9 protein-coding genes and 1 tRNA gene are annotated in these 19,670 nt (G+C 46.1%); 4 read left to right on the top strand and 6 right to left on the bottom strand.

Annotated features, from left to right (window positions below; translation table 11 throughout):
* Window positions 1–160: 160 nt before the first annotated feature.
* Window positions 161–236, top strand: a tRNA-Asn gene (locus B9J84_RS04535).
* 151 nt (window positions 237–387) lie between these two features.
* Here B9J84_RS04535 and B9J84_RS04530 read toward each other — a convergent pair.
* Window positions 388–2,673, bottom strand: coding sequence for a glycoside hydrolase family 9 protein (locus tag B9J84_RS04530; RefSeq protein ID WP_094123633.1), 2,286 nt, complete (start codon window positions 2,671–2,673; stop codon window positions 388–390).
* A 584-nt stretch (window positions 2,674–3,257) separates the two neighbouring features.
* Here B9J84_RS04530 and B9J84_RS04525 point away from each other — a divergent pair.
* Window positions 3,258–4,331: a 3-deoxy-7-phosphoheptulonate synthase gene (locus B9J84_RS04525; RefSeq protein WP_094123632.1), complete on the top strand. Its 1,074-nt coding sequence runs from the start codon at window positions 3,258–3,260 to the stop codon at window positions 4,329–4,331.
* A gap of 59 nt (window positions 4,332–4,390) precedes the next feature.
* Here the strand turns inward: B9J84_RS04525 and B9J84_RS04520 are convergent, their stop codons facing one another.
* Complete coding sequence (locus B9J84_RS04520) at window positions 4,391–5,167, bottom strand: 2,3-dihydro-2,3-dihydroxybenzoate dehydrogenase (protein ID WP_017045627.1); 777 nt, start codon at window positions 5,165–5,167, stop codon at window positions 4,391–4,393.
* A 176-nt stretch (window positions 5,168–5,343) separates the two neighbouring features.
* Here B9J84_RS04520 and B9J84_RS04515 point away from each other — a divergent pair, with 176 nt between their 5' ends.
* Together B9J84_RS04515 and vabE are read left to right on the top strand one after the other, a co-directional pair.
* Window positions 5,344–6,531, top strand: a complete 1,188-nt coding sequence (locus tag B9J84_RS04515; RefSeq protein ID WP_013857268.1) for an isochorismate synthase — start codon at window positions 5,344–5,346, stop codon at window positions 6,529–6,531.
* 3 nt (window positions 6,532–6,534) lie between these two features.
* Window positions 6,535–8,166: a 2,3-dihydroxybenzoate-AMP ligase VabE gene (vabE, locus tag B9J84_RS04510; protein WP_094123631.1), complete on the top strand. Its 1,632-nt coding sequence runs from the start codon at window positions 6,535–6,537 to the stop codon at window positions 8,164–8,166.
* A gap of 111 nt (window positions 8,167–8,277) precedes the next feature.
* On the opposite strand, the gene B9J84_RS04505 is transcribed toward vabE, so the two are convergent.
* From B9J84_RS04505 to B9J84_RS04490, 4 genes are all read right to left on the bottom strand, one after another.
* Window positions 8,278–9,201 carry an isochorismatase family protein gene (locus B9J84_RS04505; protein WP_179217517.1) on the bottom strand — a complete coding sequence of 308 codons (924 nt, stop codon included), beginning with the start codon at window positions 9,199–9,201 and terminating at the stop codon, window positions 8,278–8,280.
* A 247-nt stretch (window positions 9,202–9,448) separates the two neighbouring features.
* Window positions 9,449–10,762, bottom strand: coding sequence for a vanchrobactin export MFS transporter VabS (vabS, locus tag B9J84_RS04500; protein WP_094123629.1), 1,314 nt, complete (start codon window positions 10,760–10,762; stop codon window positions 9,449–9,451).
* Between the two features lie 102 nt (window positions 10,763–10,864).
* Window positions 10,865–19,348, bottom strand: coding sequence for a vanchrobactin non-ribosomal peptide synthetase VabF (gene vabF, locus B9J84_RS04495; RefSeq protein WP_094123628.1), 8,484 nt, complete (start codon window positions 19,346–19,348; stop codon window positions 10,865–10,867).
* A gap of 105 nt (window positions 19,349–19,453) precedes the next feature.
* Window positions 19,454–19,670: MbtH family protein (locus B9J84_RS04490; RefSeq protein ID WP_404206367.1), on the bottom strand; the 217-nt coding region annotated here is incomplete at its 5' end.

Below are 19,670 nucleotides of genomic sequence, written 5' to 3'. Positions count from 1 at the left end.
CACTTATCCACAATTTTGGTGGATAACTAAACCTAGCCTAATGCCGATAAGGGGTACAGAAAAGTAAAGTATTTTCAGGGAAATATTTTTACTTTTTCTTCGGCTGGAAAGGTTGACACTGAACACCCCACTCGCTACCATTCGCACCGCTCAAAGCAATTCCCCCTTAGTTCAGTCGGTAGAACGGCGGACTGTTAATCCGTATGTCGCAAGTTCAAGTCTTGCAGGGGGAGCCAAATTCCAGAAAAAAGACGTCCTAGGACGTCTTTTTTTGTATCTAAATCTAGCTATTTCAAGGAATTGTATTCTCTTAACGTCTTTTCCTGACTTGTACTGGCTTAGAAGTTTAGGTACATAAATATTTTCCCCAAAAAAGTGCCCCGTTAATCAATATAATTGCCCTTCATCCAAAGCAGAAGAAACCCAAACGAGAGGAGCATTCCAATTAATCGTGATCTCATTAAACGACCATGCATTAATGTTATCTCTATAACAGGTTTGGCCAACACACTGCCCCTTCAATGTCGCAGCGACTGGATCACTGTAACTCACTGAGTTGGGTCCACCCACTAGTGCGCCAGGTGCTGGAGCTGGTGACTTTTCATCCGCAGCATGTGCCCAAAAACGGTGATGTGGACTTTTAGCCGCATTGGTGCCGTAACCTGTAATATAAGACAGGTTCATTGGGTTCGCGCCTAGTAAGTAATCCATCGCATTTGCAGCCGCTTTTACATACTTAATATCGCCGGTGAAATCATTCGCATAGATTAAGAAGATAGCTCTATTTACAAAACTCGAGTTCGATCCCCATGGATACTCTTCTACCGTGTAAGGAATATGATAACCCTCGTTATTAATCTGGCCCACAAAGTTATCAGAGGTTGCGATTAAGTTTTTCCTTGCAACTTTAATTTGATCATCACCCAATCCATTAGGCACAACGGCCAAGCTTATTGTTGCTAAAGGCGCTGCGTACCCCCAGAACATTTCGCCATCTGCTTCAATGTTACCTTTTGGTGTCTCTAGATAATGAGGAGAAGCTTTCAGTGCTTTAAGGTACTTGCTGTCACCAGTGGTGATATAAAGTTCACTTGCAGCCCAGTAGAACTCGTCTGAAAGCTCTTTATCATCATATGGGCCCGACCCTGTGAAGTTATCATAGGCAAGAATATTAGGATTTTTGCTCGCGGCTTCCCAAGCCTCTTGCGCCGCATTCAAACAGTTTTTTGAGAACGCAGGATCAATCTCTTTCCAAATTCGCGCACATTGAGCACCAATTGCTGACAAGTTCAACGTAGCCGCAGTGGTTGGATAACCCACATATCGCTTCTGGGTGTCCATATGAGGTGGCAGTGGCATACCTGTCCAAGCTTCATCAGCAACTTTATGGAAAGCCATCCCTTTTGCGTCAATCTTAGTCAGTTTAAGTGTTTTGTCTTCAGACTGGTCACCAACAGGAACCGCTACAGGTTTGTCACTATGGATCTGCATTGCCAATATAAATTCGATATTCCAACGAGCCTCTGACAACAAAGGATTGACGCCATTTCCTGCTTCTGGAATTTTCACTTTCCCTTCTGCAAAAGGAATTGGTGCGTTATCTAGCCATTTACCTCTTTCAAACAGGTTCAAAAGAGTCCAAGTCGAGATACCGCTGTTAACCGTATACTTACCATGGTCGCCAGCGTCATACCAACCGCCGGTTACATCGACAGAAAAATCACAACCTGGCCATTTATTACCCCAGCTGTCCGTCTTATTAAAACAGGTAACCACATCGCTCATATGACCGCCGGGACGCGCTAGATCGTCACGCTGTACCAGAGCCTTATCAATCTCAATACCACTACGGTTTTGGTAGAAGTAAGACAATGCATCGTACTTCAACTGATTGTAGATATCTTTGCTAATGCTAAATGGCAAGCTCTCGTCTTCACCGACTTTTACTTTCAAGCCACTCATATCTGATCTGTAGTTCGATAGGTCAATACGGTGAATAAACTCGCCTGATGCCTTATTAAGACCAAAAACTTCCGTTTTACCTAAATCGACATTGATATTGCTGTTGTTTGTTAGCACCCACTTTAATGGCTCTTTAGATTCATTCGCGACAAACACAAACTTATCTGCTTGAGGAAGGTAACCGACTTGGTTAGCACGAACAGAATTTATCTTCAGCTCTTCAATGTATTTCTCACCGACGACTGAAACATTGCTAACGCATACGGTTCCCTTTTTCTGGGCGCCCATTTGAAACTGGAACTCAGTTTTAGCATCGCTTTCAACATCATGGCTGAACTTAAACTTATAGCTCTTCTTCTTCAGTGAGACTTTTGTATCATCCACAAAATAGTTGGTATAAGGAGGACCTTCATGCTGAATAAGCGTTCTCATTTGAGTATCAACGGTTGCATAAGCATCAAATGAAACTTCATAATCTGCTTTGTTTGCCAACCCAATCCCGCCCTGTCCTAAAATCACATTCCAAGGGTTCTCTCCTGGACTTCTAATCTCAAGACATGCTTCGCCATTTTTGATTTTTACATCTGCACCAGCATTCCACCAACCATCCATATTCCCGTTAAATTTGCCGTTCTTAATTTGCTCATTTGCATAAGCAGAACACGATGAAAGAATGAGTATTGTTGCCAATGATAGTTTGAATTTATGCATATTTACTCCTAGACATATAAATTACAACACCATTGAAATTAAGCGATTTTCATGGCTAATAAGTAGATGTCTGAGCACAAAAGAACCGTTCTAAAAACGCCTATTTCTCTCTTCGTGATACTGCTAGCACTTACCTCTAAGGTGATGAATCTGTTTCAAGGAAATCTCATCGATAAATTGACTTGTTTTCTAGCGAACAATTATATCAATCGGGGGTAAACTAACTTTATAGCCTTTACAACATGCTCTTGAGCCCGGCTAACTATCTAGACCTTTGATATGAGCATAAGGGCAGCTTGTACTCTTGAACTAAACGACCATGGTAAAAATCTTCTATTGGTAACCCCAAACACTCACCAATCACCGTGGGCATTAATGTATTGATCTGCGGCAGGAGACCAAAAAGCACAATCATCACAAACGTAATAGTGATTGATCATTGCTACCTGCTCATTTTAAACGCGTTCCCCCATTTTGATTTAAATCTGTTTACATATTGACAATTGTACAAATGTTTCACACTATCGAAAACAATTAATGATAATAATTATCATTACGTCGTAATGTTTATGCGGATAGTGCTCATGAAATCTCTACATAATGTGATGAACGCTTCATCAATCACTCCTTTACCCAATCTCTACCTTCTAGACCAATCATCAGAAACCGATAATCAACGATCAATGGCCGTTCACCAACACCGCCAAGACATTCAAAATATCTTGTCGGGTCGTGACTCAAGGATGTTGGTGATTATTGGGCCATGTTCAATCCACGACCCTGAGGCTGCAATTGACTATGCACAACGACTCGCAAAGGCACAAAAACAGTTCAGCAGCACTCTCAAGTTGGTGATGAGAACTTATTTTGAAAAACCGAGAACGCGGACTGGCTGGAAAGGATACATGGTTGACCCTGATCTCAACGGTCAATTTAACTTACTCAAAGGGCTAAGCTCTAGCCGTGAATTACTCAAGTCAGTCTTAGCGCTGGGTGTACCAACAGCAACTGAGTTTTTAGATACGCATATCGCACCGTATATCGCGGACCTTATTTGTTGGGGTGCGGTTGGCGCAAGAACCACAGAATCACAACCGCATCGCCAACTCGCGTCAGCATTGCACTGCCCTATTGGTTTTAAAAATGGTACTGACGGCAATACGACCATTGCAATCGATGCGATTCATGCCGCTAACGATTCACATCTGTTGATTATGGCGGGTGAGAATGGGCAACCGGTTGCGGTGCAAACTCAAGGTAATCCATATTGCCATATCATTTTACGTGGTGGTGTCACGCCAAACTATGCAAGTCACAGTGTTAAAAGTGCGGCTTATCAATTACACCATAGCCAGCTCAGCAGTAGGCTAGTGATTGACTGCAGCCACGGCAATAGTGGGAAAATCGCTAACAATCAATTGGATGTAATAAATAACATTGCCCAGCAACTGCTGTCTGGAGAGCGCCGCATTGCGGGGGTAATGTGCGAAAGCTTTTTGCAAGGCGGTAACCAAGCTTTGAATAAAGGTCCGCTCTGCTACGGCCAATCCATCACTGATGAGTGCTTAAGTTGGGAGGATACAATGTGCTTTTTAAATACGCTCGATGATGCGGTCGCAACACTTCAACAGCAGCAATATTGTCACGCTCCAGTGTAAACCACCACTAAGGTGAAGCTCCTGTTTGCTTCACCTTGCCTATCGTCAGTGGCCTTCACTTAATTATCGAGTGTAGCGCCGCCATCCACTCTCAAATCATGCATGGTGATTTGACTTGCTGCATTCGACATCAAAAACATAACAACCCCAGCAATGTCTTCGGGCTCCGCCATTTTGCCAAGGGGTATCCCCAAACGGTACTGTTCAAGATTACCTTTTATCACTTCTCTTTCACCATATTCGCTGTTCCATAACTGCGTTTGCATTTCGGTGCGTGTTGAACCTGGGCTAACGATATTGCATCGAATTCCATCGTTTGCAAGCTCAAGAGCTGCGCACTTGACCAACATATGCAAAGCCGATTTAGATGCCGCATATGCTCCAATATTGAGCCGAGGCGTATTCGCTGAATTAGAGCCAATCACAATAACATTGCCACGCTGGCGCACTTTCATTCCTATCGCTACACCTTGCAAAGCGGCTAAGGTGCCAAACGTATTGACATCAAACATCGCTTTGATCTCTGACATCGATAATTCGGTGATTGAACCAAGGTGCAATATGCCCGCGCAGCTGATGAAATGATCAAACTGATAGCGCTCATTCAGTTCTTGTACCCTTTTTTTGACGTCATCATGATGCTGTAAATCAAGCTCATAGCAATGAAGCTGCTCGGTATAGCGCTCGTTCAAACTCGCTAATTGCTGAGTTAATTGGTGGTGATTTCTATCCGTCGCTACAACTCGATAACCGCTCGCCAGTAAAGATTCCAACACGGCATAACCAATCCCCTGTCCGGCTCCAGTCAATAAAACCGTTTCGTCTAATTTCATCATTTTCCTAACTTTACTCCGTTAAATCCACACTAAACCATAGCCATAACTGAATCTCAGCCTCAGTTAATAACATTAATTATCATTTGTTATTGATAATTATTATCATATATAATCTGCGTACTTTAGTGGTTTGTAAAATAATAAGCAATTAGGCGTAACACGTTATTAATGGAGTTTTGGTGATGAAACGTGAAGTTATTGGGTTTTCAAAAATGGCTAATCAGCTATTGGATGAGCACTTAAAAGAATCTCCCTTCTTTTTTGCTTCGCCTCACAACACCATGCTTGGCGTGGGAATTGCTCATCAGTTCAATCAAGCGATCCCATTCTGTAAGCTGGCGGATCAAGCAACAAAGATGCTAGAAGCAGCAAAAACAGATGAGTACGACAATCCTATTTTATTTGCGACAATTCCTTTTAATGAAGAGACGGCGACGCGTTTCTTTATTCCAGAAAAGCTCTATGTTTCTGGTAGCCCACGGGCCAGTGAAAAAGAAGGGCAGCAGAGCCACAAAGCGACCATTGTTTCACCGCCAACAGGCAACGACTACAAACAAGGAGTCACAACCTTACTTGAGCTGTTTAATACCACCGAACTATCAAAAGTGGTGCTATCACGTTTAGTGAAACTCTCGACTCCGCAACACATCGATCAAACTCGTTTATTGCGTAATCTGTTGTCCATCAATCGCAATGGCTACACTTTTTCTACTGAAATTGGCCCTAACGCCAAGTTAATGGGAGCCAGTCCCGAGTTGTTGTTGGCGAAAAAAGGCGGGTTTATCGTTTCTAACCCCCTAGCGGGCTCGCGGCCTAAATCAAACAACGCGGTGCAAAACCAACAGCGCTCCGCTTCATTACTTGATACGCAAAAAGATCTGAATGAACATGCCTTCGTCGTCGAGGAAGTCGAGAAAGTACTCAGCCGCTACTGCCATAACTTATTTACCCCTATGGTTCCATCAGTGATTGAAACCGAAACGATGCTGCATTTATCAACAGTGCTTGAAGGACAAGCCGATGATCCGATGATTAACTCGCTACGCATTGCAGCAGAGTTACACCCAACACCCGCAGTGTGTGGTTATCCAAGATTATCGGCTTACCAAGCGATTAAGCAGATCGAAACTTTCGACCGCGGCTACTTCACTGGCATGATCGGTTGGTGCGACGCTCGGGGAAATGGCGAGTGGGTTGTCACGATACGCTGCGCTGAAGTGAGCCAAAACGAGATGAGCGTGTTCGCTGGAGCTGGCATAGTGAATGAATCCTCACCGCAGAGTGAACTCGATGAAACAGGGGCAAAAATGAGCACCATTTTGAAAGCCGCTGGTATTGAAATTGATGAATTACTTACCGCCTAAGGAGTGGTCATGAATAATCTTAACCCGACCGATTTTACCCCTTGGCCAGAGCAGTTCAGCCAGCGCTATCGTGAACAAGGCTACTGGCAACAAAGAACCTTATTTGATTACTTCAGTGATTCCGTCAAAAAAAACCCTGACGCCATCGCACTGATTGATGATTTCGGCCAGTACAGCTATCAAAATTTATATCAGAAAATGATAAGCCTTGCGGCTGGCTTGAGCTCCCTAGGTTTGCAGCGGGGTGATAATGTCGTACTACAAATGGCCAATCGTGCTGAATTCTATCTCTGCTTTTTTGCCTTGACCATGCGAGGCATTAAACCGGTTCTAGCTCTGCCAGCACACCGCTATCTAGAGCTGAGCTATTTTTGCCAACATACTCACGCCAAAGCCTATATTTTTTCAGACGATATCGTGGGCTTTGACGCGCAGCAAACCGCGCAGAAACTACGAAGTAGTTGCCCTTCTCTCTTGCATACCATTGTTTGCGGTCAATCCTCACACGAGCAAATTCAGGAATTAGATACGCTTTACCACTGCGTGGGAGACGATCCTGTTACTCATTCGGTCTTTGCTGATCAAGTGGCTTTTTTCCAGCTTTCCGGCGGAACAACTGGCACTCCCAAATTGATCCCTCGAACGCACAATGACTACGCTTATAGCGTACTTGGTAGTATTCAAATTTGTCAGTTTGATCCACACACGAGGTATTTGTGTGTTCTTCCCGTTGCGCATAACTTTCCACTCAGCTCGCCCGGCGCATTGGGCGTCTTTTACGCTGGCGGTTGTGTCGTGCTCGCTTCCGATACCACACCGCACACCGCTTTCCGTTTAATTGAGAAACACCACATTACTGTCGCAGCGCTAGTGCCACCGTTAGCGCTACTGTGGATGAAATACGCCGAGTCCGCTACAGAAAACATCGCGAGCCTCACTCTGGTACAAGTCGGCGGAGCGAAGTTTAGTGAAGCCGCAGCAATGCGCTTACCGACGACTCTTCACTGTCAATTACAGCAAGTGTTTGGAATGGCTGAAGGGTTGGTTAATTACACACGACTTGATGACCCACTCAGCGTGATTGTTACTACTCAAGGACGTCCAATTTCAGCTGATGATGAAGTGATGATAATCAACGATGAGGGTGAGCCCGCTGCGGTGGGTGAGGAAGGCTTGCTCATGACCAGAGGCCCTTATACGATTCGAGGTTATTACCAAGCTCCAGAACATAACCAACGCTCATTCACCGACCAAGGCTTCTATATCACAGGTGACAGAGTGCGTAGGACGGCTGAGGGCAATATTATCGTCACGGGACGAGAGAAAGATCAGATCAATCGTGGTGGTGAAAAAATCGCAGCCGAAGAGGTTGAAAACCTGCTACTTCAACATCAGGATGTTCATGATGTGGCTTTGGTTGCTATTGCTGATGAGTTTCTTGGTGAACGCAGTTGCGCCATTGTCGTTCCAGATAACGGTAAAACGCTCAAACCCATTACTCTCAAACGATTTTTACACGCTCAAGGATTAGCAGAATTTAAGATCCCTGATCACATCCATTTCGTCGATGAATTACCCAAAACCCCCGTGGGCAAAGTCAACAAAAAATGGTTAAGAACGCAATACTCTCACTAATCATGGCAATACAGGCGCTCAAATAACTTAAAGATAAAAAAGCCGATATCGTCGATATCGGCTTTTGCTGGGCGATGCGTTCTCTTTCCCTATTCTAGTGGTCCGGTATACTCAAACTGGTTGCTCTTCAGTAGAACGCGTGTCCGTGACTTGATGTGACGACTGAGCAACAACACTAGGCTCCATCACATGCCACCACTCTCTTAAAGTTGAATATTTAATCATCTCTGAAAAGGCGCACTCTATGCCCATCTTGCGCCATGATTCAAATAAGGTAACCGCGCGGATAGAATCTAAGCCAAGAAAAGTGAGCTTCTCATCTACATCCACTTCATCTAAATCGAGATCCAATAGCTCAGCCACTTGCTGACGCATCTGTTCAAGGCTCAATAATCTGGTTTCTTGACTGTGGATCATTTGTGGTTTTAATGCCTCAAGCGAAGTCACGCAGCCAACACGCTCTGTGATGTATTTCAACGTATGATGATGATCTTCCAAAGAGAAGTCAGCCACAGCATCACCGACCACAAAAGGCTGTATATCCAACATAAAGGCATCTAACGCCGTTGATAAGATACCTATATGTGCATAGACACCCACAATGATCAACTGGTCACGCTGTGTCTCTTTCATCCAATCCAACAGCGGCGTTTTCTTAAACGCGCTATAACGCCATTTGGTGTATTGGATATCCCCGTCTTCAGGTGAAAGCTCAGACACAATCTCAGTATCTTTTGTCAGCCCTGTTCCCCAAAAATCAGTCAGTAGCGCTCTCTCTACTGGGTCTTGGTTAGGGGGTTGAGCTGTGTACACCACGGGGATATTGGCCTGACGAGCCAGTGATTTCAGCTCTGAAATATTCGCTAATAACTCAGGAACGGGTGCCTGAGAATGATCAAAAAAGTTTATAAAGTACTTTTGCATATCGTGAATGAGCAGTACTGCTCTATCGGCTTGGACATGCCAGTGAACTTTGTTTTTCGGAAATGTTTCAGCCAACGGAATGGAGTAGCTGGCTATTTTGGGAATCGCCATAAATATAATCCTTGTTAAAAGAAGCTTTTCTCGTTCCTGATGCCTTAAAGCCAATAACGACTTCAGAAATAAGAGGCTCGTATTCGTCGACAACCGCCACCTAAATGGTAACAATTATCATTTCATTAATACTAAAGCAGTCTACGCATAAAAATCAATTGTTAATGAGATTAATTCTCAATTATATGTGCAACATGTCGCTCTCGACTCACGGCAACACAACAAGAGCCCACCACAAAACGAATAGCTAATTCATCGTTTGCGCCGCAGGTTGGGAAGTGACCTCATCTGAGGAGACGTTAGGTTCTGAGCTTGTATTAACGATAAGCGCTGGATCAAACAGAGTCGCTTGGCGTAATGAGCGAAATGCCATCACCATCAACGCACCAATTCCCGTTGCACCCAAACCAAAAGTGAGGATCGACATCGTTGGTGCTAGCACTTTACCCAACGCCCCTAAACCGAGTGCTCCAATCGAGTCTCCCGATACATCTTGCGCCGTCCATAAGCTACTTACGCGGCCTAACAAGTGATCTGGAGTGTGTCCTTGTACGATCGAATATTGAATCAAAGAAGCGACCGAACCCAAATAACCATAGCCAACTAAGATGAGAGCAAACCACCAAAAATTATTCACAAGCCCCATAGCCACAATCGCTAAAAATGAACCTAACGTCGCGTAGATTAAGACCATTCCTGGCTTTTGCGACTGTTTTACCCAACCTGAAGTCAATGCGCCACACATCGCCCCTAACGGAATGGCCGAATACATCACACCTGCGTTAGCGGCGGTACCCTGAAATGAGACTAAAGCTAACGCAGGGAACATCACTCTAATCGCGGTTGCTAATGTTTCGAGTGTGCCAAACAGCACCACACAACCAACCACTTTGTTTGAAAATAGAAATTGAACACCTTCATACAGTGATTGAAATGGATTCTCCGGCGTATGATGTTGCGGCTTCATCGAAGGTAATCTAAACAGTGGGATCAGCGTACAGAGCGTTCCAACAGAAGCCGCAATATAGTTCCAACTGACATCACCGACAGTGATCAATAAGCCGCCAATCGCTGGTGAGAGAACCATACCCAATCGAACCGTTAGCATGCTCAATGCGGCAGCTTCAGGTAATTTTTGTCGCCCAACAATGGTCGGTAAAGCAGCCATCAAGGCCGTCATACCCATAGCGCCAAAAAAACCATCCCACACCGAGAGTATATAGAGAGCCGCTAAGGAGGATTGCGCGACTATGCTATTCAATGCTAATGCAGCAAACCCAATGCCACAGGTCGCGCGTGCGAACAAAATCAATCGACGGCGATCGTACTTATCGGCCAGTACGCCTCCTAGCAGCAGGCCAACAAACATCCCGATACCATCCAATGCCATGATAAGACCTACCTGCAAGGTCGAACCGGTCATTTGATGTATCTGTATCGGCACCGCGACCGTCATCATGCCAAGAGCAAGCACTGACATCATGCGGGCCATAAAGACCATTCGGAAATGTGGGTTGTTTTTCAGTAGGCTAAAATCTAAAAATATATTCTTTATATTCATACTATTATCTATTCAAACCAGAATGTAATGCTTTCAAAACATCGCGAAAATTAAGACGAAACCAGCCTTGATAAGCACTGGTTTCGTCGATGGTGGTTTTTGTTATTTTTTCAGTGCAGCCTTCGACTCCAGCAGCGTATTTAAACATTCGCCAATCTGGCGTACATTTTCTGGGGCCAAGATATCTTCATGTGAACAATCAAACTGATGCTTAATCAACTGGCCGACAAAAGATTGCCAATGAGCATCAATATCATAACCATCTGGCACCGTACGTTGCGCCACAAAAAGGTGGGCCGGACCTTGATAATCAGACGTTTGTGCCTGTGCAAGTAGACGTACCGCATCTTCATAGTTAGCGGTAATCTCATTGAACATCGCCAAACGTTGCTCATCTAATTCAATGTCGGTTAGCTCATTGATGGCCAGAAACTGCTCTTTTTCACGCTCAATTTCGTACTGCTCTTCTTCATCCATCGGGCCATCCCAGTTCTGACCCTCCGGTGGATAGGTATCCAATAACCCTAAAAAGTGCACCTCTTCACCCTGCTGTTGAAGCTTCGCGGCCAATTTTTGTGCCACAATCCCGCCAAATGAATAGCCTAATAGATGGTAAGGTCCAAATGGCTGTATCTCTCTTAAGACGGGTAATAAACGATCACACACTTCTTCCATCGTTTCACTGGCCGCCATCGCTCCGCCGGGCCGAGGTGATTGCAAACCATAAATGGGATAATGTCCTGTCAGATATTTAGGTAGCCCTGTGTATTGCCAAGCAAAGCCAGAAGCAGAGTTGACACAAAAAAGTGCTGGGCCACTTCCGGCACGGATAGGCAGCACTTCGCCAAAACCAGCTAAGGTAGGGTCGTTAAAAGCATCGTCATCCAGCAACAAACTCGCCAGTTTCTCCACCGTAGGATTGACCATGATTTGACCAACTGTGACAGGTAGGTTTAGCGCTCTTCGAATATCTGCCGCTAATTTCATCGCCAGCAGTGAATGCCCGCCGAGCGTAAAGAAATCATCATCAGCAAACAGTGTTTCGACAGCCAATACTTGAGAAAATAGCGTCACCAATTGTGTTTCAAGGCCCGGATGAGCCTTGCGCCCTACCCGTACTGCGAGGTCATTTGGCCGCGGTAATGCTTTTTTATCTAGCTTACCGTTGGCGCTAAGCGGATAGTGATCCAGTAACACGATAGCCGCCGGAACCATATGGGCTGGTAAATGTTCGGAAAGTTCAGCGCGTAGCTTCTCGCCATTCGTTACGCTCATATCATGCGCGATGACGTAACCGATAATTTGCCGTTCATCAGCGCCTAACATACCTGAATGAGTAGAGAGCGTCTGAGCACAGACCACCGCTTGTTTTACCGCAGGAAGTGCCTGTAATGCGCTTTCAATTTCACCCAGTTCCACACGCTGCCCGCGAATTTTTATCTGATCATCACTGCGTCCTAAATACTCAATCGAGCCACACGCTAACCAACGTACGACATCACCAGTGCGGTACATTCGCTCGCCACAAGTAAACGGATTGGCGATAAACCGATCCGCCGTTAACGCACTGCGATTAAAGTAACCGATGGCTAATTGCTCGCCAGCAAGATAGAGCTCGCCCGGCACACCGATTGGTACAGCTCTTAAAAAGCTATCGAGCACATAAACTTGGGTGTTCCATACCGGTAAACCAATCGGTGCACTACGGCCAACGCTTGCGTTTAATGCCTCGCCGTAAGCTGGATAATAAGTCACGTCAACCGCCGCTTCCGTCGGGCCGTACAAGTTATGCAGCGGTGCATTAATTCTACGTGCGTACTGATGGCAGAGCTCTTTCGCAAGCGCTTCACCTGAGCAAAATACTTGCTTGAGGCTTGGTGCTACGTTGAAACCCGTTGGCTGATTCGCTTCAATTGAGGCCATGAAAGCTGCCAGCATTGAAGGTACAAAGTGCATCGTGGTCACGTGATAATCGTCAATTATTTGCAATAACCATTCAGGGTCTTTATGCGCTTCAATCGGAGCCATCACTAAGCTCGCCCCTTCCTGTAAGGGCCAGAAAAACTCCCACACGGAGACATCAAAACTGCACGGCGTTTTTTGCAATACCACATCATCAGAGCTCAAAGGATATTGGTGCTGCATCCACTTCAATCGGTTGACAATCGCTTGATGAGAAACCAACACCCCTTTTGGGTTACCCGTTGAACCTGAAGTGTAAAGCAAGTAGGCCGCATTTGAGGGGGTAAGCCCATCTGCGCGGTTCTGCCGCTCTGCGCGCACGGGGGCTGGTAACTTATCCAACAACAATAGTGTCGCTAAACCTTCAAAACGTGAGGTGAATGAAGAGCAAGTGATGATCAGCGCAGGCTTAGCATCATTGATCATGTAGGCCAAGCGCTCATCTGGATAACCAACATCCAACGGTAAATAAGCCGCACCGCATTCAATAATACTGTAGATCGCCAAGCTCAAGGTTGCGCTGCGTGGCAAGGCAACAGCAACAATATCCCCCGCCTTAACACCTTGCTGAAGCAGCAAATCGGCAATAGCGGCCACCTGCTCAGCCAGTGCTTGATAGGTAAAACGGTGCTCACTATCAATTAAAGCCAACTGATGTGGAGAACGTTGTTGCTGCGTGATCATCAAATCACGCAGTGTCGTGCGTTCAACGGCGGTTTTGGTCTGGTTGACGCGTTGCTGCAATTCAATTTCGCCACTTAACCGCAGATCCCATTCAGCGAAAGGCTTGTCACTCGAAACCATAAACTCATCCAGCATTTGCTCAAATCGTTGTACGATCTGTTTTGCTACGCCGACTCGGTCTCGATATTCAAACAGGATATGCAGTTGCTCTCCCGGTAAGACGAGAATGGTTAATGGATAATGGGTATAGCCACGATTGTGGATAGCCATTAATTTCGCGCCGCTAAAGTCTTGCTGGTACCAACGGCTATGATCTGGATAGTTTTCGACCACCAGCAAAGTATCAAAGAGTGTTTTTCCGCCCACCAGTTGCTGGATCTCACCCAAGCCAAGTTCATCGTGCTCCAGTAATTGGATCTGGATCGCTTGGTGCGCTTTTAATTGTTCACTCAAACTAAGGTGAGGTTGCAGTGTCACACGGACAGGCACGGTATTACTGAATAACCCTATCTGTTCATCAATACCGGCAATACGGCTGAACCGACCAGAGATTGGCGTACCAAAAACCACCTCTTCACGGCCCGTCATGCTGGCGAGAATACTCGCCCAAAGGCCTTGCATTAAGGTGCTCATGGTTAAGCCATGATGTCGTAAACACTGATTTAACTGATCCGTTTTATGCTTTGATAGCCATAACTGATGCTCGTTAACTTCCTCGCTAAGTGGAATATCATCAAAAGCCATACACGGCTGGACATCAGCTAATACTTTGCGCCAAAGCTCGGTCGCAACGGTTTTATCACGCTGCGTTAGCTGGCTCACAACATGAGCATAGCCGACGGTTACCGGAGGTAAGTTCGAGACCCCTTGGGCGTATGCACTAAGAAAATCATTCAATAAAATCGGCGTTGACCAGCCATCGACCACCAGATGATGTGCTGAAAGGAGCAGTGTGCTTTGCTGATCACCATGAAAAATCAACTGGGCCTGCAACAGGCTGTGGGTAGGATCGTTAAGGTCAAACTGGCGGCTTAGCTCTTGCTTCTCTAACTGATCAATCAACGCGCTTTGCTCATCACCACTCATATTTGTTATGTCATAACGTGTCAGTGGCCAGCTTGGGTTAACCTGCGTCATCACCTGTACGGTGCGCCCCAATATCGAACTATCAAATCGAGCGAGCAACTGCGGATGACGCCTAATCACCGCATTAAGCGCTTCGCTCACGCGATGTTCAGACAGTTGACCTTGGAAAATAAGACGCGTGGTGGAGTTATAACTGCTATTTTTATCCCCTAATTGAGATTGGAACAGTAATCCTTCTTGCAAAGGCAATGCTGGCAGTACATCCGCTAACTTGCCATAGTGGTGTTGCAATAGGCTCGCTTGTCGCAGTGTGATTCCCGGCTCGGTATAGTCAGCAGGTACAGAGAGGTCCAACTCAGCACTATCGCCAACTTGTAGCGCTTGCTGTATTTTGAGCAGCTCACTTTCAATCTGTTGGCTCAGCGACACCATTTCCTGTTGGCTGAACAGATGAGCATTCCAAGACCAGTTGAGCACCAATCGCGGCGTTGCCGATTCTTCGACGAAAATATTTAGCTCTAAGGGATGCTGCAAAGCACGTTCACTGTTTAAGGTGACGGCAAATGTATCGGCAAACTGCCCACTATATTGCTGTGGTGACCACTGACCATCGCTGCTTTGGAAACGGCCAAGGTAATTAAACAGCAATGACGGTTGGCGTGTATTCGCCAACGTGCGTAACTCATCTCGATACGGATTATCAAGATAGCGCAGCACCATATAACCTAGCCCTTTATCTTTCACACTGCGCTTACTTTGCTTCACTTCACGTAACCGCTCTCGGTAATCACCCTGCTTTGGCACGCTAATGATCAACGGATATTCGGTGGTAAACCACCCTAGGGTTTGATTGAGATCGATCCCCTCTTTACACTCTTCACGGCCATGAGATTCGACGTTCACTTTAATCTCTTCACACCCATAAAGTCTTGCGATCGCCCCCGTGACCGCGGCTAATAGCATCTCTTCAATATCGAGATTCGTCTGGTGTGTGGGTAATTCCAATAACGGCTGCGTAACGGCATGAGAGAGTGGCGTACGCCAATGCGTCATGCGTATTTTATCGACAGGATCCTTGATGGGAGCAACAGCACGCTGTGCCTGCGCTCGCCAAAATGGCATTTGCGCAGCAGCGACCGCTAAATGTTGATACAGCGCTTTTGACCAACAATGGATACCGGTAACCTCCTCAGAAATCACCGCTACTTCACCTGTGACTTGTGCTTGAGTTAATGCCTGCAACTGCGGAAGCAATATTCGCCAAGAGACACCATCGATAAGGAAATGGTGAGCAAGGATCATGAGACTTTTACGCCCACTGCGCTCCGTTATCATCATCAAGCGTAATAGCTGACCCGATGATATTGACATCGACTGACTGCGCTGGCTAAACAGACTGTCCAACACGGGGCCATCTAGCCTCTCAACCGAAACCGATTCAACCCAGTTTTTTACATCAAGATTTTGCAGCGCCTCAATATGGTATTGCTGCTCTTTTTGGACCAAGCGACACACGGAATGGTTGGCGACCAGTTGCACTAAACTGGCTTGCAAGTGCGCTAATTGGGTTTCGCTTTCCACCTCAACAAGCACACTTTGCACATAACTGGTTGTATTAGAAAATGTCTCCTCAAACCATTGCCACATAGGTAGGGGCCGAATAATGCCTTCTTGTTTCTCGCGCTGTTGCTGCTGTAGTGGCACCATTTGGCTCGCCATCATACCCAGTTGACGGGCTGCAAAAATAGCTTTGGGTCGTAGATCATAGCCCGCCTTTCGCAATCGCGTCCCAAGGCTCATTGCCGAAATACTGTCCCCGCCTAGGTTAAAGAAGTCATCTGACATTCCTACGTCACTGACACCGAGTAGCTCGGTGATCGCATCACATAACAGCTGCTCTGGTTGGGTTATTGGGACCACGCGTTCGCTACGCGTGCCTGCCGAGTACTTAGGGAGCGCTTTTCTATCGATTTTCCCATTCACATTCAAAGAGAAAGCATCCAAGATCATCACATTGGTTGGCTGCATATAGTCAGGCAGCGCCTGTGCGATAAGACTTTGCAGTCTTTGCTCTGTGAACGCGGGTTGAACTGACTCACCCTGAGTCCCTTTCTCTAAAGTACAGTAAGCCAATAAACGATGAGTATCGCCAACAGGCTCTGCTACGACTACCGTCGTATTAACACCATCAATCGCATTAATAGCACTTTCTACATCGCCCAATTCAATACGAAAACCGCGAATTTTGATTTGGTGATCACACCGGCCAACAAAATCCAGTAACCCATTGTCTCGCCACTTCACCAAATCACCAGTGCGGTACATTATCTTGCCATACGCAAAGGGGTTCGCCACAAAACGTTCTGCTGTCATACTTGGCTGGTTGAGGTAGCCCTTTGCTAACCCCGCACCCGATAAATAAAGCTCACCCACCTCACCAATAGCGACAGGCTCTAAATTTTCATCAAGCACGTAAACACAAGCACCGGCAATTGGTCGACCAATGACAGGCGATGCATCTGCATCAAGCGAAGCGCTGATCGCATCAACCGTAAATTCTGTTGGTCCATAAAAGTTTTCCACCAGCAGTTCGGGAAACTCACTCACACGTGACCAAAGCTTTTGTGGTATGGCTTCACTACCAATCAAAACTAACGTCGGCACGTGATCGTTCGTCATTAATCCACTATCGAGCATTTGATCAAACAGTAAAGGCGGTAAATCAAGAGCATCGATATTATCTTCAGCAACACACTGAACCAGTTCGTAGGCGTCTTTCCGTTGTTCATCGTCATACAAATACATAGTATGGCCAGACAACATCCAGAGTACTTGCTCCCAAGAAGCATCGAAGGAGAATGACGTCGTATGCGCTGCACGAACAGTAATAGCTTGTTCTGGTAACTGACGACGTGTCGCCAGTTTTCTGATAGCCGCAGAAAAAATCGAACCTTGATGAGAGCGCAGTAAATTCAACAGCGCTCCATGTGTGTTCATGACCCCTTTCGGGTGACCAGTCGAACCTGAAGTAAAGATGATATAAGCCACGTCGCTGTGACTGATCGTAGGTTTGGGTTGTGGTGCTGTGTGAATGCGAGCCAATTCAGGAAGAGCAATAAACCTAGGGACGTAGCTTATCGATGAATAAGCCATGTTTTGCTCATCCTCCACAACTAAGCACCAAGGGCGTGCTTGTTCAACAATCGATTCAATACGTTCTATGGGATAATCAAGATCGATAGGCAGGTAAATCGCACCCACTCGCAAAATAGCTAGCATAGTCACGACGCTTTCAGGCCCACGTCGTAACGCGACACCGGCAATATCGCCTTGGCGCAAGCCTGCGGTAATCAGTTGATCCGCTCGAGTTTCAATAAGGTGATTGAAGGCATCAAATGTCCAACGCTGCTGTTTAAAAACCAAGGCATCTTCGTTTGGCTTGCTCTCAACAGTCTGCTGCCACACATCCAGCACAGTTTGCTCTGTTTCATGTTCATGTTGTAGCCCCACCGACCACAAAGCAATCTGCTGCTTCTCGCTCGGCGGGATTAACTCTACCAAATCAAGTGGCTGTGTTGGATGGTTGGCAATCTGCTCTACCATCGCAACGAAACGAGCGGCATGAAGTTCTAATGACTCTTGGCTATATTTGGTGCTGTTGGCCGTGATATTAATACTCAGTGTCTGACCATCGAGCACTGGCGAAAATTCAATCTCATCAATCGGACCTGCCGAGAGGATATGTGTCTCAGTCACTACGCCAGATAAATTCAGTGCAGCTTCAAAGGGTTTAAAGTTGAGTATCGGGCCATAGAGCGGCTGGCCTACTAATCCCAGATCGCGTTGGATCTGCTCAGCGTCATACATCTGGTGGCGACGAACTTGGCGGATGGTTTTATTCATCTCTCGCGCCACATCAATAATGCTCATTTGTGGATGAAGTGACAGCGCCACCGGCAGTACATTCACTACAGCACCAGCGGCACAAGTGGCGGCATTGCCCATTCGGCGCATAAAGGGGACACCAACACACACTTGCTCTTGCCCAGAATGTAAATGGAGATAAGCAAATACCATCGCCATCGCAAGCTCGGCGGGTAACAACTGTGGACTATAGCGAGTTAACCACTCTCCACCGATTAATGGCACGGTGTGAGTGATCGTGCTCGAGGATGTATTGGCTGCACTACCTGTGGTGAGCGAAATAACATTGGGTAAATGAGCCGCTTGCGTTTGCCAAAAGTCGTACGCCTGCTGGCGCGCTGCTGAGTCTAAAAATTGCTGATATTCCTGAATTACATCACTAAAAGCGCTGAACTCTTGAAGTTTCGCAGCGCCAATCCGCCAATGGTTATAAAGTTGGCAGATGTATTGACTGATGGCGTTCACGCTGAATCCATCCACATCAATATGATGGTAACGTTGATACCAAAACCATTGCGGTGCATTGCTTGAACCAACATCAATTAAACAGTGTCGGAAACGCCTCTTTCTTGATGAAATGTCCAACCGCTGCGTAAGATCGTGCTTCATCCACTCCCGAGCCGACTCTTCTGGCAAGGCGGCTTGTGAAAAGTCGAGGATTTCAAGCCACTGCCCTTCTTCATCCGCTGGATAAAACTGCTGCCTCACGCTGCCATCGCTCTCTAAATAATGGCAGTGAAGGGAATCAACGCCTTGCAAGCCGATGGCTACCGCGTTTGAAAATAACTCAATATCGATTTGACCTTGAATCACCACGTAGTGGGCAACATTAAATTGCTCTGGATTGGGCATCATCTGCTCGGCAAACCAAATACCTTGCTGTGTACCGATAAGAGGCCACTGATCCTCTTGCACTGATGAGTTGTACATCTCTTTATTCCTAACAAAAGTCATTGCCTATGTCCCTTTTTGTTACCCCGCTTAACAAGCATGAATGAACAGCGCCGCTATTGCAGGAGTCAAAACTCGTTTGGTTTAAGCTCGAATATCTAACCACTGAGCTTCGATGTAGTTGCAACACTCTTGTTTTGACCTCGGTCCAAGGATGGCTTGCCAACCAGCGGGAATGGCTTTGAATTCTGGCCATAAACTGTATTGATTATGCGAATTGATCAGCACTAAAAATTGATGCTTAGATTCATCAAAAGGGTTGGTGTATTTTTCTGACATATTTCTCTCTACCGCTGAAAAT

Source organism: Vibrio sp. V03_P4A6T147 (assembly GCF_002241085.1).
Taxonomy (GTDB): Bacteria; Pseudomonadota; Gammaproteobacteria; order Enterobacterales; family Vibrionaceae; genus Vibrio; species Vibrio anguillarum.
The sequence above is the reverse complement of the archived record's forward strand: the minus strand, read 5'-3'. Positions and strand labels throughout refer to the sequence as shown.

Bases quoted from the DNA above. Each gene is read 5' to 3' on its own strand.
- B9J84_RS04530 (WP_094123633.1), bottom strand. From the start codon at position 2,673: ATGCATAAATTCAAACTATCATTGGCAACAATACTCATTCTTTCATCG.
- B9J84_RS04525 (WP_094123632.1), top strand. From the start codon at position 3,258: ATGAAATCTCTACATAATGTGATGAACGCTTCATCAATCACTCCTTTA.
- B9J84_RS04520 (WP_017045627.1), bottom strand. From the start codon at position 5,167: ATGATGAAATTAGACGAAACGGTTTTATTGACTGGAGCCGGACAGGGG.
- B9J84_RS04505 (WP_179217517.1), bottom strand. From the start codon at position 9,201: ATGGCGATTCCCAAAATAGCCAGCTACTCCATTCCGTTGGCTGAAACA.
- vabS (WP_094123629.1), bottom strand. From the start codon at position 10,762: ATGAATATAAAGAATATATTTTTAGATTTTAGCCTACTGAAAAACAAC.
- vabF (WP_094123628.1), bottom strand. From the start codon at position 19,348: ATGTACAACTCATCAGTGCAAGAGGATCAGTGGCCTCTTATCGGTACA.